At 39.8% G+C, this 26293-nt stretch carries 23 protein-coding genes and 2 tRNA genes; 12 read left to right on the top strand and 13 right to left on the bottom strand.

Annotation, left to right across the window (positions count from 1 at the left end; all coding sequences use genetic code 11):
* Positions 1-41: 41 nt before the first annotated feature.
* Positions 42-806 carry a YdcF family protein gene (locus CWB77_RS07135; protein WP_171043257.1) on the top strand — a complete coding sequence of 255 codons (765 nt, stop codon included), beginning with the start codon at positions 42-44 and terminating at the stop codon, positions 804-806.
* 146 nt (positions 807-952) lie between these two features.
* Here CWB77_RS07135 and CWB77_RS07130 read toward each other — a convergent pair whose 3' ends face one another.
* A complete protein-coding gene (locus tag CWB77_RS07130) occupies positions 953-1705 on the bottom strand; it encodes a Nif3-like dinuclear metal center hexameric protein (RefSeq protein ID WP_054201128.1) in 753 nt (250 codons plus the stop codon).
* Between the two features lie 150 nt (positions 1706-1855).
* Here CWB77_RS07130 and CWB77_RS07125 point away from each other — a divergent pair, with 150 nt between their 5' ends.
* Complete coding sequence (locus CWB77_RS07125) at positions 1856-2218, top strand: hypothetical protein (RefSeq protein ID WP_010388549.1); 363 nt, start codon at positions 1856-1858, stop codon at positions 2216-2218.
* A 32-nt stretch (positions 2219-2250) separates the two neighbouring features.
* On the opposite strand, the gene CWB77_RS07120 is transcribed toward CWB77_RS07125, so the two are convergent.
* On the bottom strand, positions 2251-2727 hold the full coding sequence (locus CWB77_RS07120; protein ID WP_138622074.1) for an HPP family protein: 477 nt from the start codon (positions 2725-2727) through the stop codon (positions 2251-2253).
* A 101-nt stretch (positions 2728-2828) separates the two neighbouring features.
* On the opposite strand from CWB77_RS07120, the gene CWB77_RS07115 reads away from it, so the two are divergent.
* The gene (locus CWB77_RS07115) at positions 2829-3404 is read left to right on the top strand and encodes a TetR/AcrR family transcriptional regulator (RefSeq protein WP_138622072.1); all 576 of its coding nucleotides are present in this window, start codon (positions 2829-2831) and stop codon (positions 3402-3404) included.
* A gap of 63 nt (positions 3405-3467) precedes the next feature.
* Here the strand turns inward: CWB77_RS07115 and CWB77_RS07110 are convergent, their stop codons facing one another.
* The 7 genes from CWB77_RS07110 to CWB77_RS07080 all read right to left on the bottom strand — a co-directional run bounded on the left by CWB77_RS07110 (position 3468) and on the right by CWB77_RS07080 (position 15934).
* The gene (locus tag CWB77_RS07110) at positions 3468-6641 is read right to left on the bottom strand and encodes an amidohydrolase family protein (protein ID WP_138622070.1); all 3174 of its coding nucleotides are present in this window, start codon (positions 6639-6641) and stop codon (positions 3468-3470) included.
* Positions 6642-6740: 99 nt separating this feature from the next.
* On the bottom strand, positions 6741-7565 hold the full coding sequence (locus CWB77_RS07105) for a M90 family metallopeptidase (RefSeq protein ID WP_138622068.1): 825 nt from the start codon (positions 7563-7565) through the stop codon (positions 6741-6743).
* 139 nt (positions 7566-7704) lie between these two features.
* Positions 7705-8913: a M23 family metallopeptidase gene (locus CWB77_RS07100; RefSeq protein ID WP_054201132.1), complete on the bottom strand. Its 1209-nt coding sequence runs from the start codon at positions 8911-8913 to the stop codon at positions 7705-7707.
* A 210-nt stretch (positions 8914-9123) separates the two neighbouring features.
* Positions 9124-12012, bottom strand: a complete 2889-nt coding sequence (locus CWB77_RS07095; RefSeq protein WP_138622066.1) for a ligand-binding sensor domain-containing diguanylate cyclase — start codon at positions 12010-12012, stop codon at positions 9124-9126.
* Positions 12013-12122: 110 nt separating this feature from the next.
* Complete coding sequence (locus tag CWB77_RS07090) at positions 12123-12785, bottom strand: CatA-like O-acetyltransferase (RefSeq protein WP_010388537.1); 663 nt, start codon at positions 12783-12785, stop codon at positions 12123-12125.
* 150 nt (positions 12786-12935) lie between these two features.
* Entirely contained in the window at positions 12936-13976 is a 1041-nt protein-coding gene (locus CWB77_RS07085; RefSeq protein ID WP_010388535.1) for a Leu/Phe/Val dehydrogenase, read from the bottom strand.
* A 431-nt stretch (positions 13977-14407) separates the two neighbouring features.
* Entirely contained in the window at positions 14408-15934 is a 1527-nt protein-coding gene (locus CWB77_RS07080) for a fumarate hydratase (RefSeq protein ID WP_010388533.1), read from the bottom strand.
* 166 nt (positions 15935-16100) lie between these two features.
* Between CWB77_RS07080 and pabB the strand changes: the two genes are divergently transcribed.
* The 3 genes from pabB (at position 16101) to CWB77_RS07065 (ending at position 19505) form a co-directional block, all read left to right on the top strand.
* On the top strand, positions 16101-17459 hold the full coding sequence (gene pabB, locus CWB77_RS07075) for an aminodeoxychorismate synthase component I (RefSeq protein WP_138622064.1): 1359 nt from the start codon (positions 16101-16103) through the stop codon (positions 17457-17459).
* The gene (locus tag CWB77_RS07070) at positions 17452-18027 is read left to right on the top strand and encodes an NUDIX hydrolase (protein WP_138622062.1); all 576 of its coding nucleotides are present in this window, start codon (positions 17452-17454) and stop codon (positions 18025-18027) included. Before pabB ends, CWB77_RS07070 begins: the two co-directional genes overlap by 8 nt.
* A 101-nt stretch (positions 18028-18128) precedes the next feature.
* Positions 18129-19505: an L-serine ammonia-lyase gene (locus tag CWB77_RS07065; RefSeq protein ID WP_138622060.1), complete on the top strand. Its 1377-nt coding sequence runs from the start codon at positions 18129-18131 to the stop codon at positions 19503-19505.
* Between the two features lie 67 nt (positions 19506-19572).
* Here the strand turns inward: CWB77_RS07065 and cysB are convergent, their stop codons facing one another.
* Positions 19573-20550 carry an HTH-type transcriptional regulator CysB gene (gene cysB, locus CWB77_RS07060; protein ID WP_010388526.1) on the bottom strand — a complete coding sequence of 326 codons (978 nt, stop codon included), beginning with the start codon at positions 20548-20550 and terminating at the stop codon, positions 19573-19575.
* 296 nt (positions 20551-20846) lie between these two features.
* Here cysB and CWB77_RS07055 point away from each other — a divergent pair, with 296 nt between their 5' ends.
* Entirely contained in the window at positions 20847-21602 is a 756-nt protein-coding gene (locus tag CWB77_RS07055) for a hypothetical protein (protein ID WP_075169051.1), read from the top strand.
* A gap of 111 nt (positions 21603-21713) precedes the next feature.
* On the opposite strand, the gene CWB77_RS07050 is transcribed toward CWB77_RS07055, so the two are convergent.
* Positions 21714-23006 carry an NCS2 family permease gene (locus CWB77_RS07050; protein WP_054201141.1) on the bottom strand — a complete coding sequence of 431 codons (1293 nt, stop codon included), beginning with the start codon at positions 23004-23006 and terminating at the stop codon, positions 21714-21716.
* 118 nt (positions 23007-23124) lie between these two features.
* Here CWB77_RS07050 and CWB77_RS07045 point away from each other — a divergent pair, with 118 nt between their 5' ends.
* The 3 genes from CWB77_RS07045 (at position 23125) to CWB77_RS07035 (ending at position 24860) form a co-directional block, all read left to right on the top strand.
* Positions 23125-23586 (top strand): tetratricopeptide repeat protein, encoded by a 462-nt coding sequence (locus CWB77_RS07045; RefSeq protein WP_010388519.1) that lies wholly within the window; start codon positions 23125-23127, stop codon positions 23584-23586.
* Between the two features lie 323 nt (positions 23587-23909).
* Positions 23910-24344, top strand: coding sequence for a SulA-like leucine-rich domain-containing protein (locus CWB77_RS07040; RefSeq protein WP_010388516.1), 435 nt, complete (start codon positions 23910-23912; stop codon positions 24342-24344).
* 39 nt (positions 24345-24383) lie between these two features.
* Positions 24384-24860, top strand: a complete 477-nt coding sequence (locus CWB77_RS07035; RefSeq protein ID WP_109874479.1) for a YchJ family protein — start codon at positions 24384-24386, stop codon at positions 24858-24860.
* Between the two features lie 67 nt (positions 24861-24927).
* Here the strand turns inward: CWB77_RS07035 and CWB77_RS07030 are convergent, their stop codons facing one another.
* Positions 24928-25230: a DUF6172 family protein gene (locus tag CWB77_RS07030; RefSeq protein WP_010388513.1), complete on the bottom strand. Its 303-nt coding sequence runs from the start codon at positions 25228-25230 to the stop codon at positions 24928-24930.
* Positions 25231-25431: 201 nt separating this feature from the next.
* Positions 25432-25959: a VC2046/SO_2500 family protein gene (locus tag CWB77_RS07025; RefSeq protein WP_138622058.1), complete on the bottom strand. Its 528-nt coding sequence runs from the start codon at positions 25957-25959 to the stop codon at positions 25432-25434.
* Positions 25960-26071: 112 nt separating this feature from the next.
* On the opposite strand from CWB77_RS07025, the gene CWB77_RS07020 reads away from it, so the two are divergent.
* Together CWB77_RS07020 and CWB77_RS07015 are read left to right on the top strand one after the other, a co-directional pair.
* Positions 26072-26156: transfer RNA gene (locus tag CWB77_RS07020), tRNA-Tyr, on the top strand.
* 49 nt (positions 26157-26205) lie between these two features.
* A tRNA-Tyr gene (locus CWB77_RS07015) sits at positions 26206-26290 on the top strand.
* The last annotated feature ends 3 nt before the right edge of the window (positions 26291-26293 follow it).

The following is a 26293-nucleotide window of genomic DNA, read 5'->3' as shown; positions in this document are numbered from 1 at the left end:
GAGTAACATGTTAGTAAATATATTCAACCGTGTTACTCATTATGTTTGAACTTAAAAAAATATTGGGCGGTTTACTCATGCCGTTACCATTACTAGGTTTACTTAGCCTAATACTGCTTATTTTTGCACTCAAACAGCGAAAGCTTGTTATTACCTTGTCTTTTTTGAGTCTTGCAACCTTATTACTTGCCAGTACGCCCTGGGTTGCCAACTTATTGATTAAACATAATCAACCTACTTCATTGGCTTTTAGTATCAATGAGCACCCTAGCATAGATAAAATTGTGGTACTTGGCTGCGACATAAACCCTAACCCAGCCCTTAGTGCTAACAGCCAGCTAGGAAATTGTGCATTAACACGTTTAGTGGAAGGTATTAGGCTCGCTAATATATATCCGCGAGCTCAGTTAATTGTATCAGGTGGGGGTTATGAAAAAGTCACCAACAGCGCACTTATGTATAAAACGGCAATTAGCTTGGGTATGAATAAAAGTCGCATTGTACAAAATCCAAACGCAATGGACACAGCGCAAGAAGCCGCATTTTTAGCCTCAAAACTTGTTGACTATAATACCGTTTTAGTTACTTCTGTAAGCCATATGCCCAGAGCAATAAATTTATTTAATGCTCAAGGCATCACTGTGATCCCCGCAGCAACTGACTACCACAACTTTGCAGCGTACCCTTGGTATAAGCAACTCATACCCAACGCAAAAGCATTACTAGTAGTGACTCAATTTGCCCATGAAGTACTTGGCGATACATGGATAAAAATACGTCGTACAATAAATCCTGAAGCCCTTTGATTTTTTATTGTTGATGGGTTTTAACCTCAGCGGAAACTCTTTATAACATATTAAAGTAATAAGTTATTTTAACTTTAGATTTTAAAGAACCTACTCAAGTTAAGTATGAATAGGTTACTTAGACGGCATTGTATTTACGGCAAAGCTTACACTGGGTTGTCTATATCAATAAATGTTACATCAAAGCCATATTTATCAGCAAGGTATTCACCCAGCGCTTTAATACCGTATCGCTCTGTGGCGTGGTGGCCAGCAGCAAAAAAGTCGATATTTTGCTCGCGAGAGCTATGTATTGTTTGTTCTGACGCTTCACCGGTTAAGTAAGCATCTAGCCCCTGCTCAGCTGCTAAATCTATATAGCCTTGCCCGCCACCAGTGCACAGGGCAATAGTTTCAATTTTATCATTACGCACTAAACTTGTCAGAGGCTCGCGATTAAGCACTTGGTTTATTTTTTTAGCAAATTCGCACCCCGTTAGCGGCGTTTTTAACCGCCCTTTCATCGCGACACTGTTATTGACTGGCTCTAAACCTGCTTCAATCTCAATATCGAGTAATTGCGCTAGCTGAGCGTTGTTGCCGATTTCAGGGTGAATATCTAATGGCAAATGATAAGCAAATAAATTGATGTCGTTAGCTAAAAGTGCAGCCACACGACGTTTTTTCATGCCAATGATAGGTTGTGACTCGCCTTTCCAAAAATAGCCATGGTGTACCAAAATGGCATCGGCATTTTTTTCAATCGCGGCATCAATAAGTGCTTGGCTTGCCGTTACACCCGTTACTATGGTGCGTATCTCATCTTTACCTTCTACCTGAAGTCCGTTTGGACAAAAATCGTTAATGGTTTCTGGCTTTAACAGGGTATTTAATAGTTGATTAAATTCTCTACGTTGCATACTACTTACCTTACTTTGCACTGAATTTTGTACAAATTTTGGCGGTTATGCGCTAAAAATGAAAGGAAAATCGCAAAAAATTGAAAAACAGTTCTAAAATAGGTATAAATACCTCTTCTTTATCTGTGTAAACAACGTATAGGGTCTCTGATGAGCAAACTAGACAAAACAGAAGTGTTATCTGCCTTTGAAGCTGCATATGAAGCTGCCAACGGTAAAAAACCTGAAATAACAACTAAACCTGGCTGGTACAGCGTTGATGGCGGCAAGAATATGCGCCTAGCTGATGTAGCAGAGCTGACTAAAGAATTAAGCTCTGGAAAGTCTACAAAAAAAGCTGCAGTAAAAGCACCCGCTAAAAAAACTAAAAAAGCTGCTCCTGTAAAAGCACAGAAAAAAGCGCCTTTCACCGTGATCACTGAGAACGAAGAAGGTTACACAGCAGAAGAGCTTTGGATAGTAGAGCTTGCTCGTAAAGATCACGACTGTCGCCTACCGCGCGGTGTAGTGTAATTCACTGAGTGCTCAGTATAAAAGAAACCGCGTTAAGCGGTTTTTTTATGTTTAGTTTCTATCAATAGCTGCAAAAACCACGTCGCGACAAAACCACACACCACAATAAACACTGTCCCGGCAAGTACTGGCATTATTAAAAAATCCCAACTTTGGCTAGACTCAATAATTAAGATAGGGTTTGCACCGGCAGCAGGGTGAATGGTTTTAGTAATCATCATCAAAGTTATAGCAATACCCACAGCCAGCCCAATCATGATCGCACTATCAGCACTATAATAGCTAAAAACAACCCCAATCATTGCGGTCAGCATATGCCCCCCTATTACGTTTTTTGGCTTAGCTAATGGGCTATGTGGTACGCCAAAAACAAGCACAGCTGTTGCGCCGAATGGCGCCATTAACCAAATACCGTAATCACCCATATAATTTAGCCACGCCAAAAAAGCCAAAACAAAAGTAGAAAAAACACCTGCGATTAATGCCAACTTTATTTGCTCACTATGCATATTACCTCCTCAAAAGTAGACCGATTTGTCTACACCTGCAATATAGACAAGTCGGTCTACCTATGTCAAGCTGTGTTTTTACTGCTCAAATTTGGAATATCATGAATAAACAACAACAAATAATCAGTACGGCACTGAGCCTTTTTTATAAAAAGGGTATACACGCTGTTGGTATTAATGAAATTTTAGCTGTATCCGGCATTGCAAAAAAAACCTTATACAAGCACTTTGAAAGCAAAGATGCGCTTATTTGTGCTTGTTTAGTCGCACGCGACATGTGCTTTAACGCTTGGCTAAAAAAAATATGTCTACAACCAAGTGCTATATTAGTCGCGCAAGCAATTTTTTTCGGACTGAAAAAGTGGATTAATAATGAGGTTTCAGAGTTAGGTAACTTTAATGGCTGTTTTTTTATTAATACTGCAGCTGAATACCCTATAGAGAATGACCCTATTGCCAAACTTTGCAAACAGCATAAGCAAACGAACTTTGAGATTATACTATCAGCTCTTTTAGAAACCCCTGAATTTGCTCATAATAGAGAAAAAGCAATTGAAGCCGCACACAATTTACTCATTTTAAAAGAAGGATTTATAACTAGAGCGAGAGTGATGCATGATGTATCAGTAGCTCCACCTAGTGATAATATTTTAAAAGCGATAGTAGCAGTTGGTTAAATAGGTAAACACAATATAAAAAAAGCGGCTAAATAGCCGCTTATTAACTAAAAAACGCCTGCCTTATTCAAAAAATAATGGGGCACGTTGTTTTTTACCAACTTCGTTCATCGTTGCTGCGTCGAACAAGCGGCCGTTGATCATGGTGTAATCAATTTTGTCTGAATCGCGGATGTTTTTCAGTGGGTCGCCATCTATAACCATTAAATCTGCCAGTTTACCGACTTCTAATGAGCCTACGTTTTTATCTAAACCTAGGTATTTAGCAGGATCGAGCGTTGATGCTCGAATAGCCTCAAGCGGCGTCATACCACCTTGAGCAAACATCCACATTTCCCAGTGCGCACCTAAACCTTCACGCTGACCATGTGCACCTAAATTAACCAGTACACCTAAATCTTGTAGTTCAGCTGCCACACGTGCATTGTTAAAGTGGTTATAGTGATGATCGGGCGCTTTAACACGACGCATTGAACGTGGTAATAATTGATTTTTTGGCACAAACTTGCTCAATCGAGGATGATTCCACACATCAGTTTTATCGTACCAGTAGTTTTCCCCCCAAATACCGCCATAGGCAACCACCAATGTAGGCGTATAACCTACATCACTTTGTGACCACAACTGCTTAATATCATCATAAATATGTTCAACCGGAATGGAATGCTCAATCCCTGTATGCCCATCAACCACCATACTCAAGTTATGTTGTAATAATGAGCCCCCTTCTGGCACGACCATCATTTCAAGTTCACGACCAGCCTCAATCACTTGCTGACGCTGCTCTCTGCGAGGTTGGTTATAAGACTTAACACTAAACGCCCCTACTTTTTTCAAGCGTTCTAAATGAAATTTAGCATCATCTAATGAATCAATATGCGAAGTATAACCAGGCATATTCGCGCCATATAAAATAGTACCAGTAGAAAAAATACGCGGGCCGACAATCATACCGGCTTTTTGCATTTCACTGGCAGTGAATATTTCAGTGGTGTCGTTTGATGGATCGTGGATGGTGGTAACACCTAGCGCAAGGCCTGCAAAGTTTTTCCAATTTTGTTGTGGGATAATTTCATCGCTTGCTTGTGAGCCATGCGCATGCGCATCAACCATACCAGGCATAATTGTTTTGCCTGTTACATCAACAATCTCAGCATTTTTTGGAATGCTAATATCTGCAGCAGAGCCAATAGCTTTAATATGTTTACCATCGGTAACAATAACGCCATTTTCAATGACTTTTTCGCCGTCCATGGTAATAATTTTTGCGCCAGTTAAGGCAATCATGCCTTCTGGTTCAGCCATTTTTTTGCTAAAACCAATGTTAGTCCCGCTTTTGACTTTAACCCCTTGGTCATCGGCTTTATTAATAGCAAACATTCCCTCTAAACTGGCATGGTATAGCTCAGGGCCAAGTGTCCAATAGAGTTTATTGCTGTTGGCACTCCAGCTAATATTTTCACCAGCACGAACAGATAATTGCTCAATTGGAAATTGGCTGTCTTTAGGCCCAATATTAATGGTCTTACCACGCTCAACAAACGGTGTTACAAACACTTTAAAGCGCTCTGCAAATGCTAAGTACTCACCATCAGGCGATACCCTAAATTCAGTGGCATGCTCTGATTCATAGAGTTTGCGCACTTTTTTACTTTCAAGCTCAACCACACTTAACGTTGGTTTAGGCCATGGGCTCATAATATAAACACGGTCATTGGCACTACCAAACTGCGGTTGATAACCACTTTTAGAAATTAGTTCACTCTTACCGCCTTTAGCACTGACACTGTAAACCCCAGGGTGCAGTGACCATTTAGGATTTAAAATACTGCCACCACTGGCTTTACGATAAACTACAGTTTTGCCATCAGGGCTAAAGGTAGGCTCTACATATTTACCCGGTTCATCGGTAATCGTATCGCCGCGACCACTTCGTGCAGAGACAACGCGCACTGTGCCTTGTTCGTTATCGTCCCACGTGGTGTAGACAATTTTTTTACCATCACGCGAGTACTGTGGAAATAACTCATAATGATCGGTTTGCTTGGTTAAACGTTTGATTTTTCCTGAGTCTAAATCGCGTTTATAAATATGACCCAGTGCTTCAAACAATGCCGTTTCACCATCTGGGCTAATTTGTACATTTCGCAGCATTTTTACATCAAATTCTTCAGTATCGATATTTTGAGTAAAGCGCACCGCTTTTTGAATTTTTTTCGTGGTGTCTATTTTGAATGCAATATCGCTGACAGATTTATCATCGACATTGAGTTTATGAATGGTGCCACCAGCCCAAAATACTAACTCTTCATTATCTGGTGTCCACGCAATTGTTGGGTATACCCCATGAATAGCCCATGTTTCTTGCATATCGCGCTCTAGCTTGTCATATAGCTTGGTATGCTCACCGCTGGTTAAATCGTATAAGTACAAGCTAGTTTGAAAGTCATCACGCTTTACATAGGCAAGTTTTTTACCATCAGGTGACGGAGTTGGTCTGATTGCCCCACCCATACCACTAATAATCGTTTCTATTTCACCGGTTTCACGATCATAGCGCTTAATTTTATAAATACCCGCAACCGAATCTTTTGAGTAATGAAAGGTTTTACCTGGGGTGGCATCATGAGAAAAATAAACATAACGGCCATCAGGTGAAAACATCGGCTCACCTAAATCTTTTTGATCGTTTTCACGTTTAGTCAGTTGTACCCCTTTACCACCCGCTTTGTGATAAAGCCAAACTTCACCCGCGCCCAAAGAACGACTGGCGGTAAAGTGCTTACGTGCAACTAAATAATCGCCATCAGGGCTCCATGCCGGGCTATTAAGTAAACGAAACGTTTCGTCCGTTACTGCAGTTTGATTCTCGCCATTAACGTCCATAACCCAAATATTATCACCGCCCCCCTGATCTGAGGTAAATGCGATATGTTTACCATCTGGGCTAAAACGCGGCTGCATTTGCCATGCGATATCTGAGGTTATTTGAGTGGCTTTACCACCACTCATTGGCATAGTGTAAATATCGCCCAGTAAGTCAAATACTAAGGTTTCTCCATCAGGGCTTATATCTACATTCATCCATGTGCCTTGCTCTACACTAATAGAAGCATCTACAAATTGCCCTTTTGGTGAATCAACTTGCCATTTTTTTTCATCTGTTTGCTCTGCGTGTACTTGACCCAATGCCAATGAAACTGATAACGCAAGCGCTGTTTGCAGCATTTTCTTCATGCTTATCTCACTTATTATTGTTGCTGTGTGTTGCTCTATTACATGATTGCAACAAAAACGCTAGCAAGTTACCAGCGTAATAGGATGAAGTGCATAAAATTAATGCCAAACAATAGGATCAAATTGATAAAAATCTACCAGCAAACGGTAAATTTCAGGGTCATCGCGGCGTAAATCTGCGGGTTTTTCTAAGAACGTTTCGGTGATCACCGCAAAAAATTCTGCCTCATTTGTGGCTCCGTAGCTATGAATAACATGCGGCATGTTATAAGCAACGTGTGTTTTTAACTGCGAAAACGCTCGGCTAAATACCTTGCCCCATTGTTGATAGTGAGTCTGTGATGTAAGTAATGGCGTGCCGGTGGTTTTACCGGTCTCTTGATCAAGTTGATGCGCAAACTCATGAAACACTAAATTATGCCCGTCACTGGGTAAGCGGTTACCCTCAAGCACATCATGCCAGCTCAGCACCAGTGTGCCTCCTGGCCATGACTCACCTTGCCTTACGGTATTATGAAAACTAACAAGTCCTGCGTTATCGCGACTTGATTGAGGCGCATAATAGACGCTGGGATAGAGTAAAATTTCCTTCACGTTTTTATACAAAGGCCAAGGTTTATTTAGTACCAGCAGGCAAGCATCGGCGGCAATAATGAGTTTCATTGCTTCAGTTAGTTGCAACCCATCACAGCCAACAAAGCGCTTTTCATTTAAAAACCACACAATATGACGAGCCAACTTGGCTCGATCTGCATCAGTCATTTTGTTATAAATTGGCATAGCCCGCAGCAACAGCGCATGCTGTTGTGGGCTTAATGATAAATGACTGTATTTACGGCGCCACAGAGTATTTTGAATATCAGGCCAACGCCAAAAAATAACGACAAACGCAAAAAGTAAGAAAATCAATAATCCGTTTACCATTTAATAGCCCTATAATTATCTATACAGTATTAATTGGTCCATAAAACTAGAATTCAATTATTTAGCACTAAATAAAAAGCCACACATCTGTTAGAGCGTGGCCTTTTCTTTAACAAGTGAACTGTTTATTTATATCATTCTAGCGATACAAAGGCTGCCATGCACATGTACGATAGCCATATCGTTCAAAATAGAAACGATTACAGTTGGTGTCATAATTACTTGAGCCAACATCAATGCGATGCTCACTTATATATTTATTATGCAGAGAAACCTGTTGCCCATTATACAATAAAGTAAAGTGGACATGAGGACCTGATGATTGGCCGCCCTCACACAATGCTTGATTATAATTATTTGCATAGCGACCTAACCATGCACCAGGTTGAACATAATCACCACTGCTATATTGAAGGTTTGACATGTGGTAGTAGTTGGTTGAATAGCCACTGGCGTGTGTTACTCGAATATTGCAGGAAGAAAAGCGAGTTACCGTTCCGCCATGCGCAGCTTGAACAAAAGGAGTATTAGCGCCCCAGCCACCAGAGCCATTGTTAAAATCAAGTGATGAGTATGGGTAGCCAGAACCTGTATTTGAGTGAGCGCCACCACTGTACCAATAGCCAGACGGCCACGGTAAATTCATTTCAAAACTAGCGGCTAAAAGTTGTTTTTCATTATTTTGATCTACACTATTCAATGAACGTTGCAATTGACTAGTGTTACTAGGAAATACACGGTCAAACGTAGCTAAAAACTCAGTCAAAGTCTGTTGATTATTTTTAGAGTTTGATGCCAGTCTATCGCTATCTGCAAACAGACTTACTAGAGCCGCAGTTGCAGCTGTGCTACTCGTAGTTTGGGTTGCCTGATTGCGTTTTTTTAACTTATCTTGTGACTCTTGCCACTGCTTATATGCATAAAAGCGTTGACTTAATTTCATCACTACGTCTTTTACTTGCGCATCAAAACCACGCTTGTCTGTTATACCAGCTAAAGGGTTCTCAATATCAGCATTTGGGTTTGAAAGTAAGCCACTTTGTTGCTCTATCAGCGCTAAAATTACTTTTGGATTAATACTGGTATAACCTGCCCAGTGTAAAATGAGCTCTTTTTTATCTTCAATTGCTGACGCATGCAAAGAAAAAAAGTTATCCCAATCTTCGTTTAATAATGAGTCATTAAACACAAATTGCGTATCATCAATAGTCAGTAAAGAGTTAAGCTTGAGTGATGCTAAAGACTGTTTAGTAAACAAAAAGTCATCATGCTTATCGCCTTCTGCTAATACCACGGGTGAGGCCCCTAGAAGACTTGCGAATGTAATATTAATTATCTTGTTTTTCATCTTATATTCCTTAAGTAAAAAGCAAAAAAACCCCTAATGGGTACACAAGGTATAGCACCCAAATTAAAATAAAGTTAATTAATATTACTTATGCTTACATATAATTACTTAATGAATTCACTTAACCTACACAAATAATAAAGAAGTTGAAATTATCTATATGATAAAAGCTGTCGGAAAAAACGATTTAACGCATTAAAGCAGCTCTTTTTAGGAAGTTATGCACTCAACCCTATTTCGGCCATTGTTTTTTGCCTTGTATAAAGCTTGATCAGCACGAGATAATAACCGATCGTAATCATCGACATTATCTGAGTCAGAAACACCAAAGCTCACGGTTACACTAAGCCCCTGGGCAATAGACGAAAAATCATTATTTTCAATTTCTTTGCGTAATTGTTCACATAATTGCTGTGCTTGCACAGTATTCATGTCAGGAAATACAAATGTGAATTCTTCACCGCCCCAACGAGCCACTTCTTGCTCGCCTTCACAATGCGCTTTAAGGATATTGGCGACTTCACATATAACCTGATCGCCAATCAAATGAGACCAACCATCATTAATGCGTTTAAAGTGGTCAATATCCATAATGGCAATCGCAAGCGGAGTATTACGCGCTTTAAAATCTGTAAAGTTGTCGGCCAGCCAACCATCAAATGCCCGGCGATTCGGTAAGTCGGTGAGCTGATCATGGGTAGCTTGATAAGCAAAGGCACTTGCTTGCTCTTGCAGTGCTTGGGTTTGCTTCACCACTCGGCTAGTTAGCTCTTTTTCTACCTGCTTATAGCGATACAAGCGATAACGATATGCACTATATATGACAACCACAAAAATAAAAAACACCACTAGCTTAAAGCTGGTTTTTTGCCAAAAATGCGATTGAATTTCAAAATGAATCACTTTGTCATTTTGCTGCCAATCGGTATTAGGATAGGCAGAACGCACTGCAAATGAATATTTCCCCGCGGGTAAATTAGTATATTCAGCTGTTGCAATATGAAAACGATCCACCCATTCATCATTAAAGCCTTTCATTTTTGTTTGAAAGTTTAATCGCTGCGGCATAATAAAACTTAAACCCGCATAATGGAACGACAGCCGTGTAACTCCAGGTGGCAAAACAAGTGTGTCACCATCAACAGGCAATAACATGGGTTTACCATCTACAGAAAAACTTTCTACAATAGTTGGTAACGGTATCTCGGTGGCTTCTTTTAATCGCGCGGGTTTAACCGTACTCACCCCTTTTGCGGTGGCAAACCAAATAGTACCATCTGAATGCGCTGTAGCCGAAGGCGTTGACCCTCCATTGGCTTGCGCACTGAGCATGCCATCGCCCTCATCGTATAATTGAAAAGCTAGCGTCTGACTACCTTTTGTAGCTGAATCTAGTAGCTTATTAACTTGCTTATAATTAACTTCAATAATGCCACGGTTACTTGATAGCCAAAGTGAATCTTTAAAGGGCACAATTTGAAAAAGCTTATCAACCGGTAATCCTAACTCCCTCCCTAAAATAGTCATATGGCCATTTGAATGTTGATAACGCAATAAACCTCTATCGGTCGCCATCCAGGTATATTTATCGTCAATATAAAAGCCAAACGCATATTTAGCCGAAAACGCTTTAGGGAACTGAATTGGTTTAAATTTATCCGTTTGGGTATTGTAAACTACTACGCCATTGCCAGTGCCTATCCAAATATTAGCCCTCTTATCCTCACTCAAAGCTAGAATAAAGCCACTCGGTAACTCTTTCTCATTAGTAAATTGCACTAAACTGCCGTCGGTATTAACTCGCGTTAACCCCATGGCTGAGCCTATCCATAAACGATTTTTTGAATCAAAAAGTAACGAGCGTACTTCATTACTGCCAAGGCCAGTATCACGATTTAAGTAAGGTACAAGCTCGTTATTCACCACCTTTAACACACCTGAAGTATAAGTACCGACCCAAACATCACCTTGGCTTTGTTCAAGTAAGCTCAATACTGAATAAGGAGAGCCTTGTTTAGTCCCTTTAATTTGGGTAATTTTATTATTTTGCAGCCGATCTAAGCCTGTACTCCCGCCTATCCATAAACTGCCATCAGAATGTGAAAGTACCGTGCGTACGTAGTCGCTAGATAAGCCTCGCTTTTTTCCCCACGATGAAAACGGGGCTTCTCTTAATCTAAATACACCCGCGTTGGTACCTACCCAAATACTGTTTTCTCTGTCTTGCAATAATGACAATATGCGGTTTGCAGGTAAGCCATTTTTAGCATCTAATTGTTCTATGCCATCAACACTAAGCCTAAATACCCCTTTATTAATAGTGCCAAACCATAAATCACCATGGTTATCTTCTAATAAACTAGAAATCGACTCAGCACTAAGCTGTGGATGGGGTGACTCGAACACATTGCCATTTAATACTCGCGCACCTCTTTCACTACCAATAACAAGGCGTCCTTTACGGGTAATCAATAGAGTATATACAGGTGCATCTGGCAAACCATGATGTGGAGTCATCAATGTAGCTGTGTAGTTAACTATTTTATACAGCCCATCACTGGTTGCAGCCCATATAGTGCCCTGCTTATCTTCAATTATTCTATAAGCACTGACGTTTTGTATTATTGGGATATCTTGAGTGCTTTTGGCAGGTCGATAAAACACACCATCATTTTCAAGTGCCAACCACAAATCCTCGTTTTTACTCTTAAATACGTGATTAACCATTGCTTGGGCATTAGGTTGAGTGTCCCATTGTCGGTGCTGATATAAACTAATACCGCCGCGCGCTCCGGCTATGAGTAAGCCGCCATCGGAGGTGGGGGTAAGCGCACGTACGCCTGAGTCAGGCAAATCGGTAATTTCTGAGCGGGTAAATAGTTTAAATTCTTGACCGTTAAAGCGGGCAAGCCCTTCCCAAGTACCTACCCATAAATAGCCATCTTGTGTTTGTGCAAGGCTATTAATGCTATTGTGAGGAAGGCCCGAACGGGTATTCCACGTTTCAAAAAAATAATCGCGCAACGGCAGCCGAGTCTGTTGCTGAGCATTAACAGTAAAAATCACCAACAAGAAACATAAAATCACCAAGCGATTCATCAGACACTGCCTTTATAATTATTAGTTTTTATATTTGAGTAAATTCAAGGTGAAAATTTAATTAGAAAACATCACCAACAAATAATAACATAAGATTTACAACTTTTTCATTAAGTATTATCACTCAAACTATCAAATGTATGTTGCAATCGTTGGATGAACTTAGCCACATGTAGTCCATCTAATAACGCATGATGGACATCAATTGATAGTGGCATTTCGCCTGTATCGGGGTTGTATTGACCAAACACAAATTTAGGGATGCCACAGCTTTGGCCCTGGGTAAACGCATGCGAAAAGCTGCTAAAGTTTAACCAAGGTAAAACAGAAACGTGAATTAAATCAGCTTGTCCTTCAGTTGCTGCAAAGGCATCAGAAAACAGCGGGTTTAACCTTGCTTCATGACTAATCGCTTTTGCTTTATTAGCAAACTCATTTAACGAGTTTTGCTGTTTAAAATAACTAAAGCGAAACGAGTCATCATCGGCAAGCTCAACAACACTCGCGCGCATGGTGTTTAAATAATAAGGTTTTTGATTAACAATACGCAGCATCATCGGCTCATACTCATGACATGCTTTTAATAAGCAATAAACATAACCATGAAAAAAAGCACGATTAGTTTGCTTACACACGGTATATAGCTTTTTAGCATTGAGTCTTACACACACATTAAAATAAGGCTGAGTGAAGTTTTGAAACAATTCAAAATGTTGTTTGCGCGGCCACTGATCAAAATCAATAGCCCGAAGAGATAAATCGGCAGAGGACATAAATTATACACAGAGCAAAAGTAAAATTTTACCTCGCTTTGCCTATATTCGCATTAACTAAAATGATGCTTTGGGTGTAGTTATACCAAAGTCTTATATAGGCATAAAAAAAGGAGCGATATTCGCTCCTTAGTTGAACTAAATAAAAACTTAAAGTCCGTTTTCAATAATTTCTTGAGCAAGCTCATCAGCAATTAAATGCGTTGATTTTTGTTCTTTTTCACTACGGGTAAAGATTTCGCTTAATGTATCGAAAATTTTCTCTACGTGTTTATTAGACGCCTCTTTACTGTAACCTTCAGGCGCTGTTTCGTAATACACGTTAATAATACCGCCTGCATTTATTACATAATCTGGTGCGTATAAAATACCTTTTTCACGTATAATTTCACCATGGCGTGATTCTGCAAGCTGATTATTTGCACATCCTGCTATTATAGTTGCTTTTAAACGAGGGATCGTTGTGTCATTAATAGTGGCACCTAACGCACAAGGCGCATACACATCAACATCTAAGTCGTATATTTCATCAATACCAACCGCTGTTGCACCAAAATCGTTGACTACACGCTCTACCGCTGCTTGGTTAATATCGGTAACAAATAATTCTGCACCAGCTTCAGCCAAGTGCTTACATAATCCATAAGCCACCGCACCTAAACCTTGCACAGCCACTTTAATGCCTGAAAAATCTTGAATGCCGCGCTGGTGATGAAGCGCTGCTTTCATACCTAAAAACGTGCCGTAAGCTGTAAATGGCGATGGGTTACCACTTTTGCCTTCAAGGCCTAGCACGTAATTTGTTTCTTTGTTCATTAACGCCACATCATCACACGTGATATTTACGTCTTCTGCTGAGTAGTAGCTGCCATTTAAACGCTCTAATTGACGACCAAATGCACGAAACAACTGTTCAGACTTGATCTCTTTTGCATTGCCAATAATAACTGACTTACCACCACCAAATGGCAAGCGTGCCACAGCATTTTTATAGGTCATCCCTTTTGATAAGCGCAATACATCGTAAACTGCATCCTCATCGTTGGCATAATCCCACATTCTACAACCGCCTACAGCTGGACCTAAGTTTGTGTTATGTACCGCAATAATGGCTTTTAAACCAGACGCTTTGTCTGAACAAAAAACCACTTGTTCATGGTTATCAAATTCAACTTGATTAAATACAACCACTTTAAATACTCCGAAAATAATGGGCCCTTTTGGGCAAGCACGCTACAAATTGACGAGACTTTATCACTTCAGTTGATGGTTCGCCACACTATGAGTAGATAAACCAAATAAACCGCACTCAATAGAAAAATAAAACGGTTTATCGCGATAAATAAGCATAAAAAATTCAATAATAATTATATTATTAAGTATAAAAGCTAAAAACGTCATCGCGATTAAAGTTTACGCTTACGTGAACGTCACTTTGAATTTATATGTAAACTTAATAGTACATCTTGAAAAAGAACACTACATGATAAAATACAATGGGTTATATAATATCTGTCTGCGCAGCATGAACTGGTCTGAGGTGTTTAAGTATCTGCAAATTTTAAAATTAAAAAAACGAGCACGGGGTGCTCGCTTTTATGATTGCTGTTTATACAGAAAACTTACTTCATTTTACTGTCTAGTTCTTCAATTTTTGCTTTCCAAATTGCAGGACCTTGGGTGTGAGCATTTTCACCTTCGCTGTCAACGGCTACCGTTACTGGCATATCTTCTACTTCAAATTCGTAGATAGCTTCCATACCTAAATCTTCAAAGGCAACAACACGTGCTTTTTTAATTGCTTTAGATACTAGATAAGCCGCACCGCCTACAGCCATTAAATACACTGACTGATGCTTTTTAATAGACTCAACCGTTGCAGGGCCACGTTCAGCTTTACCAATCATTCCCACGATGCCTGTTTTTTCTAACATCATGTCAGTAAATTTGTCCATACGAGTAGCCGTTGTCGGGCCTGCAGGACCTACTGCTTCATCGCCTACTGCATCCACAGGACCAACGTAGTAAATAAACTTGTTATCAAAATCAACACCTTCAGGTAAACCTTCCCCTGAGTTGATCATATCTTGCAGACGCTTATGAGCAGCATCTCGACCCGTTAAAATAGTACCTGAGAGTAAAACGGTTTCACCCATTTTCCATTCTTTAGTGTCTTCTTTAGTCAGGGTATCTAAATTAACACGGCGTGTGCCCTCACCGACTTCGAAAGTCACTTCTGGCCAGTCTTCTAATTTAGGTGCTTTTAAATTCGCAGGGCCTGAACCATCAAGCGTAAAGTGAACGTGGCGCGTAGCAGCACAATTTGGGATCATAACCACTGGCTTTGAAGCCGCGTGAGTTGGCGCCGTTTTAATTTTAATATCAACAACCGTGGTTAAACCGCCAAGACCTTGCGCACCAATACCTAATTTATTCGCACGTTCAAAAATTTCTAAACGCAGCTTTTCTTCTGTTGTTTCTGCGCCGCGCTCAATGAGTTCATGAATATCAACCGGATCCATTAATGATTCTTTCGCCATTACCGCTGCTTTTTCTGCAGTGCCACCAATACCTATGCCTAGCATACCTGGTGGACACCAACCCGCCCCCATTGTTGGTAACGTTTTTTCTACCCACTCGGCCACATCGTCAGATGGGTTTAACATCACCATTTTACTTTTGTTTTCTGAGCCACCACCCTTAGCAGCCACCATCACTTCAACTTTATCGCCTGCAACTAAGTCAATGTGTACCACTGATGGCGTATTATCTTTAGTATTTTTACGTGTTCCCGCAGGGTCGGCAACAATCGATGCACGCAATGGGTTATCTGGATTTAAGTACGCACGACGCGTCCCCTCATCAACCATTTGTTGTACTGTTAAGTCGGTTTTATCCCAATTAACATCCATACCTACTTTTACGAAACAGGTGATGATCCCAGTATCCTGGCACAGCGGACGCTTACCTTCTGCCGACATACGCGAGTTAATTAAGATTTGTGCAATCGCATCTTTAGCGGCTTTGCTTTGCTCTTTGTTATACGCTTTTTCTAGCGCTTGAACAAAATCAAGAGGGTGGTAAAACGAGATATATTGCAGAGCATCTTCAATGCTATCAATAAAGTCTTGCTGACGAATTGTACTCATAGTGGTTCCTTAAGTTGTTGTTACGCACGCTGCACGTAAGCGATATCAAACCCGTGACGGTGGTTCGAACTGTTTTCAACCACAGCGCTCACTAAACGCTGCCAAATAAATTTGACTTATGATACCCTCCCAGCCCGTTTCGAGCCAGTTCTTAAAGGGATAGTAAATGCTAAACAATAAAAAAAATTGTGTTGAATTAGCCATATCACAAAATTGTATAGAGGTATTTTCGCATTTTGCTCATTTGCCCTACGCCATTTTGCTAGATTCAGGTGATAGCGATCACATTAACAGTCGTTTTGACATAATTGCTATTGAGCCTCAAAGCACTCTGGAAGTTAAAAATAATCAAACCGTTTTTAATAACCAAGTGAGTGCTAAAAGCTGCTTTGAAATAATGAACGTTGAATTAGCTAAGCTCGATACAACAAAAGCCGCCCACAATTTACCCTTTAACGGTGGCTGGCTTGGTTATTTTGGTTATGACTTAGGGCGTACTATAGAGCAACTACCAAGCAATGCTCTTAACGACATTGATTTACCGCAAATGGCCGTTGGACTTTATCTTGATGCACTCATTTACGATAAACAACTGGATACTTGGTTTTATGTTTCACAGCCCAATGTAAATCGTCTCTCGCTGTATCAGCAATATTTAATGCAACCACCTAAACATGAAAGCTTTTCGCTTACATCACAGTGGCAGTCAAATATGAGTCAGACAAGTTATAGCGAAAAATTTGCCGCGATTGAAGAATACTTAAAAAGTGGTGATTGTTATCAAATTAACCTAGCGCAGCGTTTTAGCGCACATTACCAAGGGTCTCCTTGGGCGGCCTATGTTAAATTAACGCAGGCCAATAAAGCGCCTTTTTCTAGTTTTATAAATCATCCGCAAGGCGCTATTTTATCAATATCACCCGAGCGTTTTATTGCAGTGCACGACAACAAGGTAGAAACAAAACCTATTAAAGGCACGCTACCACGTAAAGCCGATGCTTTAGAAGATGCCAAACAAGCCACATTACTGGCAAACTCCAGTAAAGACCGCGCTGAAAATGTTATGATAGTAGACCTGCTACGAAATGATTTAGGTAAAGTCGCAAAACCGGGCTCTGTTGTTGTACCTTCTTTATTTGCTATTGAAAGCTTTCCGGCAGTACACCATTTGGTAAGTACAGTTACATCCATCCTTGATGAAGGAAAAACAGCAGTCGATCAACTTGAAGCTGCATTCCCTGGAGGGTCTATTACCGGGGCACCAAAAGTGCGCGCAATGGAAATAATAGAAGAGCTGGAGCCACACAGACGCAGTATTTATTGTGGCTCTATTGGCTATATTAGCGCCTGCGGTAATATGGATACCAGTATTACCATTCGAACTTTAGTTACTCATCATCAGCAAATACATTGTTGGGCTGGCGGTGGCATTGTTGCTGATTCAAAAGTCGAATTGGAATATCAAGAAACTTACGATAAAGTAAATAAAATACTTCCTATATTAAATGAAGGTCGCTTTGAATAGTGAAACCATTTCGGCTCGTTTTCAATTAAACCGCAGTTTAGCCGTGGATCAGCTCAAAGATAATAAAAAAAAGCGCGCAAGCGCAGTAATGCTGCCATTGATTGATATAGATAACGAAGCACATATTTTATTGTGTAAGCGACCAACCTACCTTCATCACCACCCTGGGGAGATTTGTTTACCGGGCGGTAAATTTGAAATTAATGATGTTAACCTTCGCACCACCGCACTGCGTGAATTACATGAAGAGCTTAATATTGCCCCGCAAAATGTCCATGTGTTAGGTCAGTTACCTGAATATTCAACCCTGACCGGATTTACTATACGCCCCTTTGTAGGCTTAATTAAAAAAGAAACAGTGTGGGAAAACGACCACAACGAAGTGCAAGCTAGCTTTTTACTCTCTATAAAAGCGCTGAATAACGCGGCTAACTGGCAACCTTTGCCATTTGAACGAGGTGGAAAAATCATTACCTTAAATGGCTTTATCACCCCACATGGGCTTTTGTGGGGAGCCACAGCCAGCATTATTAAAAACTTTACAAAACAACTCGCCATACCAGTTTAAATCTTTACTAATAAGGGTTACACACCTGCGTTTCCACGTTATTATAGTCGACCGTTCAAAGAACAGCTTAATGCTGAGAAAACTAAGTAGAGACACACATTATGATCAGTGCATTTGATATGTTTAGCATTGGTATTGGCCCTTCATCGTCACATACCGTTGGCCCAATGCGTGCATCACGCTTATTTGTTAATGACCTAAACGAACAACAACTATTAGCAAATGTGACCGATGTAAAAGTAGAGCTTTACGGCTCGCTTGGCCAAACAGGTGTTGGCCACGGCTCTGGTAAAGCAGTGATACTTGGCTTAGCAGGGTATGATCCTGAAACCATTGATGCCGATTTAGTGGACGATATTTTAGCAAAAATAGAAAATGAGCAGGTTATTTATCTAAACCAAACTCATAAAGCTAAATTCCCTAAACAAGGCGCTATTGTTTTTCATCGCAGAAAGACACTCCCTAAACATTCCAACGCAATGGAAATTATTGCCTATAACAATGGCGAAAAAGTATATAGCAAAGTTTACTACTCTATTGGTGGCGGATTTATTGTTACGGATGAAGAGTTTGAAAAAGAAAAACAAGCGGCCTTAGATATTCGCGAAGAAAACCCTGCCCCGTTCCCGTTTGGAACGGCTAAAGAATTACTCGAAATGTGTAAAGAGTCGGGTTACAGCGTATCAACGTTAATGATGAAAAACGAAAAAACCTTACGCAGTGAAGAAGCCATAAAAGATGAATTATTTAATATTTGGCAAGTAATGAAAGCCTGTATTGAACGTGGTATGCGTACCGAAGGTATTTTACCTGGTGGTTTGAAAGTAAAACGCCGTGCACCAAGCTTATATTTAAAGCTCAATGTAGAAGTGAGTAACGATCCACTTCGTGCTATGGATTGGGTTGATTTATTCGCATTAGCAGTGAATGAAGAAAATGCAGCAGGCGGTCGTGTGGTTACTGCACCAACAAATGGTGCAGCTGGTATCCTACCAGCCGTATTAATGTACTATCATACTTTTATCAAAGAAGTTGATCGCGACATTGCTACTCGGTATTTATTAACCGCGGCCGCTATTGGTATTTTATACAAAAAAAATGCCTCTATCTCAGGTGCTGAAGTGGGTTGCCAAGGTGAAGTTGGTGTTGCCTGTTCAATGGCTGCTGGTGCGCTGACTGAAATTGTTGGTGGTAACGTGGTACACGTAGAAAATGCCGCTGAAATTGGCATGGAACATAACTTAGGATTGACCTGCGACCCAGTGGGCGGCTTAGTGCAGGTACCTTGTATTGAGCGTAATGCAATGGGCGCTATTAAAGCAATTAATGCTTCTCGTCTTGCTATTCGCGGTAGTGGCGAACAAAAAGTATCGCTTGATAAAGTAATTAAAACCATGCTCGATACCGGTAACGATATGAAAACAAAATACAAAGAAACCGCTCGCGGTGGATTAGCTGTTAACATTATCGAGTGCTAATTAGAAAGCATAAAAAAAGCCGCTTAGTTGCAAAACTAAGCGGCTTTTTCATTACTGTTTATGGCGGTTATTTAACTGGCAATTCGATATCAGCAAATAATTTATCAACATCGTCTTGATTACGCAGCAAACTTGCTCGCTCTACTCGCTCTTTGGTTAAATGCGGTGCAAAACGTTCGATAAAGTCATACATGTAGGTACGTAAAAAGCTACCTTTTCTAAAACCAATCTTAGTGGTGCTTGCTTCAAATAAATGGCTAGCATCAATGCACACTAAGTCGTTGTCGTTTACCTGATCAATTGCCATAGATGCAACCACACCGACACCTAATCCCAGGCGCACATACGTTTTAATAACATCGGCATCGGTGGCGGTAAATACAATATGTGGCTCAAGCCCATAGGCGTTAAATGCTTTATCAAGTTCTGAGCGACCAGTAAAACCAAATACATAAGTGATCAAAGGATACTGCGCTATATCTGCCACCGTTAAGTTATCGACTTTTTTCGCAAGGGGGTGATCTTTAGCAACCACAATACTGCGATTCCAGTGATAACAAGGCAACATAACTAAATCTGAATATAAGTGCAGTGCTTCAGTAGCAATCGCAAAATCTGCATCACCGCGCGCAGCTGCATCCGATATTTGCTGCGGCGTACCTTGGTGCATATGCAGTGACACTGCTGGGTATTTTTGGGTAAAGCCTTGAATTACGCTTGGTAACGCATAACGTGCTTGGGTGTGCGTAGTCGCAATATTAAGTTTACCTTGATCGGGCAGCGTATGTTCATTAGCAACCGCTTTAATGCCCTCAACTTTTGAGAGTATTTCTCGCGATATGTTAATGATTTCTTCGCCAGCACCTGTAACGTGAGTTAAATGTTTACCACTACGGCCAAAAATTTGTACACCGAGCTCATCTTCTAACATACGTACTTGCTTAGAAATACCAGGCTGGGAGGTAAATAAACTCTCAGCGGTAGCTGAAACATTTAATTTATGATTTTGAACTTCTACGATATATCTAAGTTGTTGTAATTTCATGGCTATGTAGTTTCGTTATAATTCACATTGACAGACAAAAGCGCACCCTAATTAATAGGTAACTATATAAAGGCTGATTAAGGTTACACAATGTAACAATTAATTTATTGAAATTTCAGGTTAACACAATAAATAAAGTTGAGATAGCAATGATTATCAGCAAACAAAACATAACACATTAAGATTTAAACGCTTTATACATGGTGTTTTTTTTAGTTAATCGGCGCAAAGTTTCCCACCTTTTATATATTTAATGTAAGATTAGATAATAAGGTTAAGAATTTGAGAATTATAACATGATCGTTTCCATTATAATTGTATTAATTGTTGCGCTTATCGTCATTGCACTGTGGGTTAGTGCTGTTCAACAACATAAAGAAAAACAAGAAGCTGAACGACGTAAAGAGCTAACAAAACAAAAAGCTATCATTGAAGAAACTGAAGAGGCGTTAATGAATAGCGCTAATATCCCTCTTTCAGAAGCAACTCAGCGAATATTACAACGTCGTATTCATGATGCGCTAAGTAATATGGTGTCTATTTCAAGCGGTGGTAGCGGACTAAAAAACCGCTTAAAAGAAGCAAAAGAGCGACTACAAAATCCGATTCAAGACGGCTCGGATGGTTTTGTTTTGCCAGGTAATGACAAGCAACTGATATCACTAATACAGGGTATAAAAAAGCTCCGTACTATTATCCGTTCTGAGCACAACAAGGGGAAAGTTGACAGCCAAGCGTTTATTGCAGAAGACAAACGCCTTGAGAAGCTACAACTAAGAATCAACATTGAAAGCCAGATAAAACGTGGTCTAGCAGCTCAAACAGCCGGTATGGTAGGCTCTGCTAGGCAGTACTTTGAAAAAGCATCGACGACGCTAAACAGTGTGTCATTTAATGATGATTACATTACTGCAAAACGAGTTGAAGTTGAAGGCTATCTAGAAACAATAAGCACTGAATTAAAGGCATCAAACGCTACATCATTGAAGAAAAAGAACGAACAAGAGCAAGATGATTTAGACGTACTGTTTGCACCGAAAAAGAAATGGTAATTCATTACCTAATAAAAAGCCCATACAACTGTATGGGCTTTTTTATTACTGAAATTTAGTCACTATATAAATTTACATACCCAAACTAAATCTAGCTATTTAACAGAAGCATTAAGATAAAAATGCAAACTTAATAATAAACAGTGCCGTTAAAATCCAAACACTAATACTTACCTGATCTTTTTTACCACACAGTACTTTAACCGCTGTATAAGAAATAAAACCCAGTGCAATACCGTGTGCAATTGAAAAGGTCAATGGAGTCATTAACAATACAACACTCACTGGAATTGCATCGGTCATATCATCCCAGTTTACAAACTTTAAGTTTTGTAGCATTAGAACGGATACATATAAGATTGCCCCTGCTGTTGCGTATGCGGGTACCATTTGTGCCAAAGGTGCAAAAAACATCATTAATAAAAAGCAGCAACCTACAACTACAGCCGTTAAGCCCGTTCGGCCCCCCACTGATACTCCCGCTACAGATTCTATATAAGAAGTTGTTGTTGAAGTTCCCAGCATTGCACCGGCAATGGTTGCAGTGCTATCAGCGCTTAATGCGCGACCTAAGCGCGGCATATTGCCGTTTTTATCTGCTAGGCCCGCTTTTTGAGTAACCGCTACCAACGTACCTGAGGTATCAAATAAATCAACAAATAGAAACGCAAAAATAACACTCAACATAGACAGTTCAAAAGCAGCACTAAAATCAAGTTGCATAAAAGTTGGCATTATTGAAGGTGGCATTGCAACAACACCATGATATTCAACTAACCCCATCGACACTGCAATCGCGGTAACGAGTAAAATACTAATTAATACACCGCTTTTAAAATCGCGATAAAGTAATGCCGCAATAATAAAAAAACTAAAAATAGCTAATAGCGGACCCGGTGACGTTATATCGCCTAGCTGCACAAGTGTTGCTGGGCTTGATACAATAATACCTGCACTTTTCAGCGCAATAAGTGCCAAGAATGCACCAATACCGGTTGCTATTGCTTGTTTGAGCACCAGGGGGATTGCATTAATAATCCACTCTCGCACCTTAAATAAGCTTAATATTAAAAATATACACCCTGACATAAACACCGCGCCCAGCGCTGCTTGCCAGCTATAGCCCATACCTAGCACCACGCCATAGGTAAAAAATGCATTTAATCCCATACCCGGTGCCAATGCCAATGGATAATTGGCCCACAACCCCATAATAAAACACCCTATTGCAGCGGCAATACAGGTTGCAACAAAGGCAGCACCTTGGTCCATGCCTGCTTCTGCAAGCATAGCTGGGTTAACGAATACGATATAAACCATCGTAATAAATGTAGTCATACCGGCAATACATTCACGGCGAACCGAAGAATCATTTGCACGGATTTTGAATAAGGCTTCGAGCATAATAAACTTGTGGTTGTAAAAAGTGGCGAGATTTTAGCATAAAAATAACTTTTTACAGGACATTTTACCTTGCTATATACTAAACTAGCTAAGTGATTAAAATAACAAACGAAGTAGCATGATCAAAACGACACCAAGTGGCCAAGACTTAGAGCAACAATTAGACAACATTCTTTCTTTTGTAACGCAACCAAGCGATGCAAATCCCCCTGCGAGCTCTAAAAACACCGATCAAGACACATTAAATAAAGCTCTTTATTACCTTAAAAATGAACAAGGCGCCTTAGCCGCAAAATGGATGCGTTTAGCAGCAATGGCAGGAAACTATCGTGCACAGTTTTACTTAGGGCTATTTTTCATTAAAGGCCAAGGTGTGCCACAAAGTGTATTTCATGGGGCTGCGTGGCTCAGCTTAGCTAGTAGCCAAGGATATGAGCCAGCAATAGAGGCAATGAGCGATATACGCAAACACATTAGTACCAAACGACTTAAAGACGCCCAGTGTTATGCCGCCAGCTTATATGAACAAATTCATCAGTTACAATTTTCACATTTGATCCCTATAAGTCACGAAAAATAGTTTTACTACCTAGTAACTCATTCTATCTGTAAATTGATTAAGCGTTTTATAAGTTAAATGCAACAACGCTTAATTTTTAAACTACTGTATACCTCATGCATTTCAAGATTTATTTAGTTATAGATTAAAAAGCTACCGTCAAAAGTATTCATCCTAAAAAATTATAATCTATTGTTATATATGAACTATTTATTTTTAAATAGTTTCATTATCGTGCTCAGCTGAATAACTGTACAAAAAAATAGCAAAAAACACTTGCACCAAACAACTGTATAAACTACTGTATACATGTACTGTATAAAAACCCAGTGAGTGAGACGATTATGTTACAGCCTATTACCGTAAGAACAGTTAAGAGCTACCAACAAGATGACCAATCTGATTGTGTTAACGTTGTACAAATTGAAGATGAGATTTCAGCGACGTTTGAATTATTAAAAGTATTACACCAATACAATAGCTTAAATGCATGGACACTTTTAATTGCGCCAGACCATGTACCTAGTAAAGCGTTACTTGATTCATGTTCAATTGATACCAGTAAATTATTAGTTATACGCCAAAAACATTTAGTTAATATAGAGTATGTTTTAAGTTCTGCACTTCACAATGGAAATTTTGCAGCGGTGATCACCTGGACCGACATAATAAATAATCAGCAACTATCACAGTTATCATTAAACCTGAGCCATACACGCACTAAGCTGTATTGCTTTAGCAAAAAAAGCGCTCAAGCTGAGATTTCACTAACGCAATAAGCTTGGTAAACTAGCGTTTTAATACACAGTACATTTATTATGACCTCTAACGCACTACTATGTTTTTGTGGCAGTCAGCAACTTTATGCTGATTGCTGTGAACCTTTTCATTTAAAAACCAAACAGCCACAAACACCTGAGCAACTTATGCGTGCTCGCTACAGTGCATATGCGGTTAAAAACGCGGCTTTTGTTCGTGAAAGTTACGCAAAAGAAAAGCAAGCTGAAAACTCACTATCAGAAATTAAGGACTTTGCAACTAGTTGCCGCTTTATAAACTTAACCGTATTAGATTCTGGTTATAATGATGAAACAGGGTTTGTAAAGTTTAAAGCCCATTACTTTTATCAAGACTTGTATTGCGAGCTGGCTGAGCATTCAAGATTTATTAAAGAAGATGAACAGTGGCGATACCTTGATGGTGAGATCACACCGGTTGCTGATATCAAAGTGAAACGCAATGATACTTGTCCTTGCGGCAGTAATAAAAAGTATAAAAAGTGTCATAGTGTATAAGTAACAACCACAAAAAATGGGCCACTTGGCCCATTTTCAAAAACTACACTAAACGCAACTTAGCGCTTTATTCGTCATCATCTTCATCGAAGTCTTGACGCTGTGCAGGTCTTGCTAAAATCTCTAAGTAGAAAGAGGTTAAACCTTGCTTTTCAATTTCACTGATGTGATTGTTAATTTCAGCAACGTGAACCACTTGGGCCTCTTCAGCCGTGTTACCAAACTTACAATCAAATGCCCAGTAGTCGGCATCAACAGGTAAAGTTTTATTACGTTCTCTTTTCAAATATTTTTTCACTTCATGCTTTGCAGCATCAACCATACGAGGGTATTTGATTTTCTCATGATTCAGCGTGAATGTTTTCTTCATTACGTTCCTAATTACCTTGGTTTAATGATAATGGCATTTAATGTCATACCATTTGCGCCATTATAGCAATTGCATTTAAATTTTGGATGCTTTTTTTATATTAAATCGGTTATTAAAATAAAGCACCTACAAAACCACTAATATAAACACAGTTTATTACAATCTAATGGCGTTTAAAAAACTGCATTTAATGTAATTTAATTAGGCACTAAACAAATGTAATGGCTGGTGGAGGGCTTCATTTTGTAAATCATCATAAAATGCTGCGGCATCCATTTGCATATTTGAGAGCGGCATATCACTGTTTTTAATTCGCCGACGAACCGCCAGTTCACAATTATCAATCACGTTAAGCGGAATATGATTTTTATCATCTCGAATATTTAACGGTTCAGGCTTTAAGCACTGAGTTAACTTAATATCACTCATCCCTATAGCGCTTCCCATTTTTGCTAAAAGTTCCGTGTTATTTTTGCCAATTAACATATTAAAGGTATCTGGCGCTAATGGCTGCTTTGGACCCGCACCAAATTGCTTTCTCAAGGTCTCTTCATCGGCTTGATAACCACTTGCATCACTTTTAGGTAAGTGAAACTCACTAAAATCAAGCGCATCATGAGAGAGCATTGCTAATAAAAGTGCAAACTCGCCTCGGCGGTTATCGTGCACACTTTCATTAAGCCTCGTTTTTAACTGGCTCTCCGTGATTAACAAACCACCAATCTGCATAGACTTTAGCCTATTTAACTAATTAATAAGTATTTATCGGCTAAATTTGAATTTTCTTTAGCTTTTTTCTTTACTTAAATAAGAAGTTTGCTATTATCTGCCGCGTTGCATTGGAGGGGTTCCCGAGCGGCCAAAGGGATCAGACTGTAAATCTGACGGCTCAGCCTTCGCTGGTTCGAATCCAGCTCCCTCCACCACTTTTCTTAGGCTAAGTTAAGTGGGGCCAAATGCAATAAAAATTAGTGTGGAGGGGTTCCCGAGCGGCCAAAGGGATCAGACTGTAAATCTGACGGCTCAGCCTTCGCTGGTTCGAATCCAGCTCCCTCCACCACTT

This window comes from Pseudoalteromonas sp. S1610 (assembly GCF_005887465.1).
Lineage (GTDB): Bacteria > Pseudomonadota > Gammaproteobacteria > Enterobacterales > Alteromonadaceae > Pseudoalteromonas > Pseudoalteromonas undina.
The sequence above is the reverse complement of the archived record's forward strand: the minus strand, read 5'-3'. Positions and strand labels throughout refer to the sequence as shown.

Bases quoted from the DNA above. Each gene is read 5' to 3' on its own strand.
- CWB77_RS07135 (WP_171043257.1), top strand. From the start codon at position 42: ATGTTTGAACTTAAAAAAATATTGGGCGGTTTACTCATGCCGTTACCA.
- CWB77_RS07105 (WP_138622068.1), bottom strand. From the start codon at position 7,565: ATGGTAAACGGATTATTGATTTTCTTACTTTTTGCGTTTGTCGTTATT.
- CWB77_RS07050 (WP_054201141.1), bottom strand. From the start codon at position 23,006: ATGCTCGAAGCCTTATTCAAAATCCGTGCAAATGATTCTTCGGTTCGC.
- CWB77_RS07030 (WP_010388513.1), bottom strand. From the start codon at position 25,230: ATGAAGAAAACATTCACGCTGAATCATGAGAAAATCAAATACCCTCGT.
- CWB77_RS07095 (WP_138622066.1), bottom strand. From the start codon at position 12,012: ATGAATCGCTTGGTGATTTTATGTTTCTTGTTGGTGATTTTTACTGTT.
- CWB77_RS07035 (WP_109874479.1), top strand. From the start codon at position 24,384: ATGACCTCTAACGCACTACTATGTTTTTGTGGCAGTCAGCAACTTTAT.
- CWB77_RS07080 (WP_010388533.1), bottom strand. From the start codon at position 15,934: ATGAGTACAATTCGTCAGCAAGACTTTATTGATAGCATTGAAGATGCT.
- CWB77_RS07040 (WP_010388516.1), top strand. From the start codon at position 23,910: ATGTTACAGCCTATTACCGTAAGAACAGTTAAGAGCTACCAACAAGAT.
- CWB77_RS07110 (WP_138622070.1), bottom strand. From the start codon at position 6,641: ATGAAGAAAATGCTGCAAACAGCGCTTGCGTTATCAGTTTCATTGGCA.
- CWB77_RS07045 (WP_010388519.1), top strand. From the start codon at position 23,125: ATGATCAAAACGACACCAAGTGGCCAAGACTTAGAGCAACAATTAGAC.
- CWB77_RS07065 (WP_138622060.1), top strand. From the start codon at position 18,129: ATGATCAGTGCATTTGATATGTTTAGCATTGGTATTGGCCCTTCATCG.
- CWB77_RS07090 (WP_010388537.1), bottom strand. From the start codon at position 12,785: ATGTCCTCTGCCGATTTATCTCTTCGGGCTATTGATTTTGATCAGTGG.
- CWB77_RS07130 (WP_054201128.1), bottom strand. From the start codon at position 1,705: ATGCAACGTAGAGAATTTAATCAACTATTAAATACCCTGTTAAAGCCA.
- cysB (WP_010388526.1), bottom strand. From the start codon at position 20,550: ATGAAATTACAACAACTTAGATATATCGTAGAAGTTCAAAATCATAAA.
- CWB77_RS07115 (WP_138622072.1), top strand. From the start codon at position 2,829: ATGAATAAACAACAACAAATAATCAGTACGGCACTGAGCCTTTTTTAT.
- CWB77_RS07100 (WP_054201132.1), bottom strand. From the start codon at position 8,913: ATGAAAAACAAGATAATTAATATTACATTCGCAAGTCTTCTAGGGGCC.
- CWB77_RS07025 (WP_138622058.1), bottom strand. From the start codon at position 25,959: ATGCAGATTGGTGGTTTGTTAATCACGGAGAGCCAGTTAAAAACGAGG.
- CWB77_RS07120 (WP_138622074.1), bottom strand. From the start codon at position 2,727: ATGCATAGTGAGCAAATAAAGTTGGCATTAATCGCAGGTGTTTTTTCT.
- CWB77_RS07125 (WP_010388549.1), top strand. From the start codon at position 1,856: ATGAGCAAACTAGACAAAACAGAAGTGTTATCTGCCTTTGAAGCTGCA.
- pabB (WP_138622064.1), top strand. From the start codon at position 16,101: ATGCTAAACAATAAAAAAAATTGTGTTGAATTAGCCATATCACAAAAT.
- CWB77_RS07055 (WP_075169051.1), top strand. From the start codon at position 20,847: ATGATCGTTTCCATTATAATTGTATTAATTGTTGCGCTTATCGTCATT.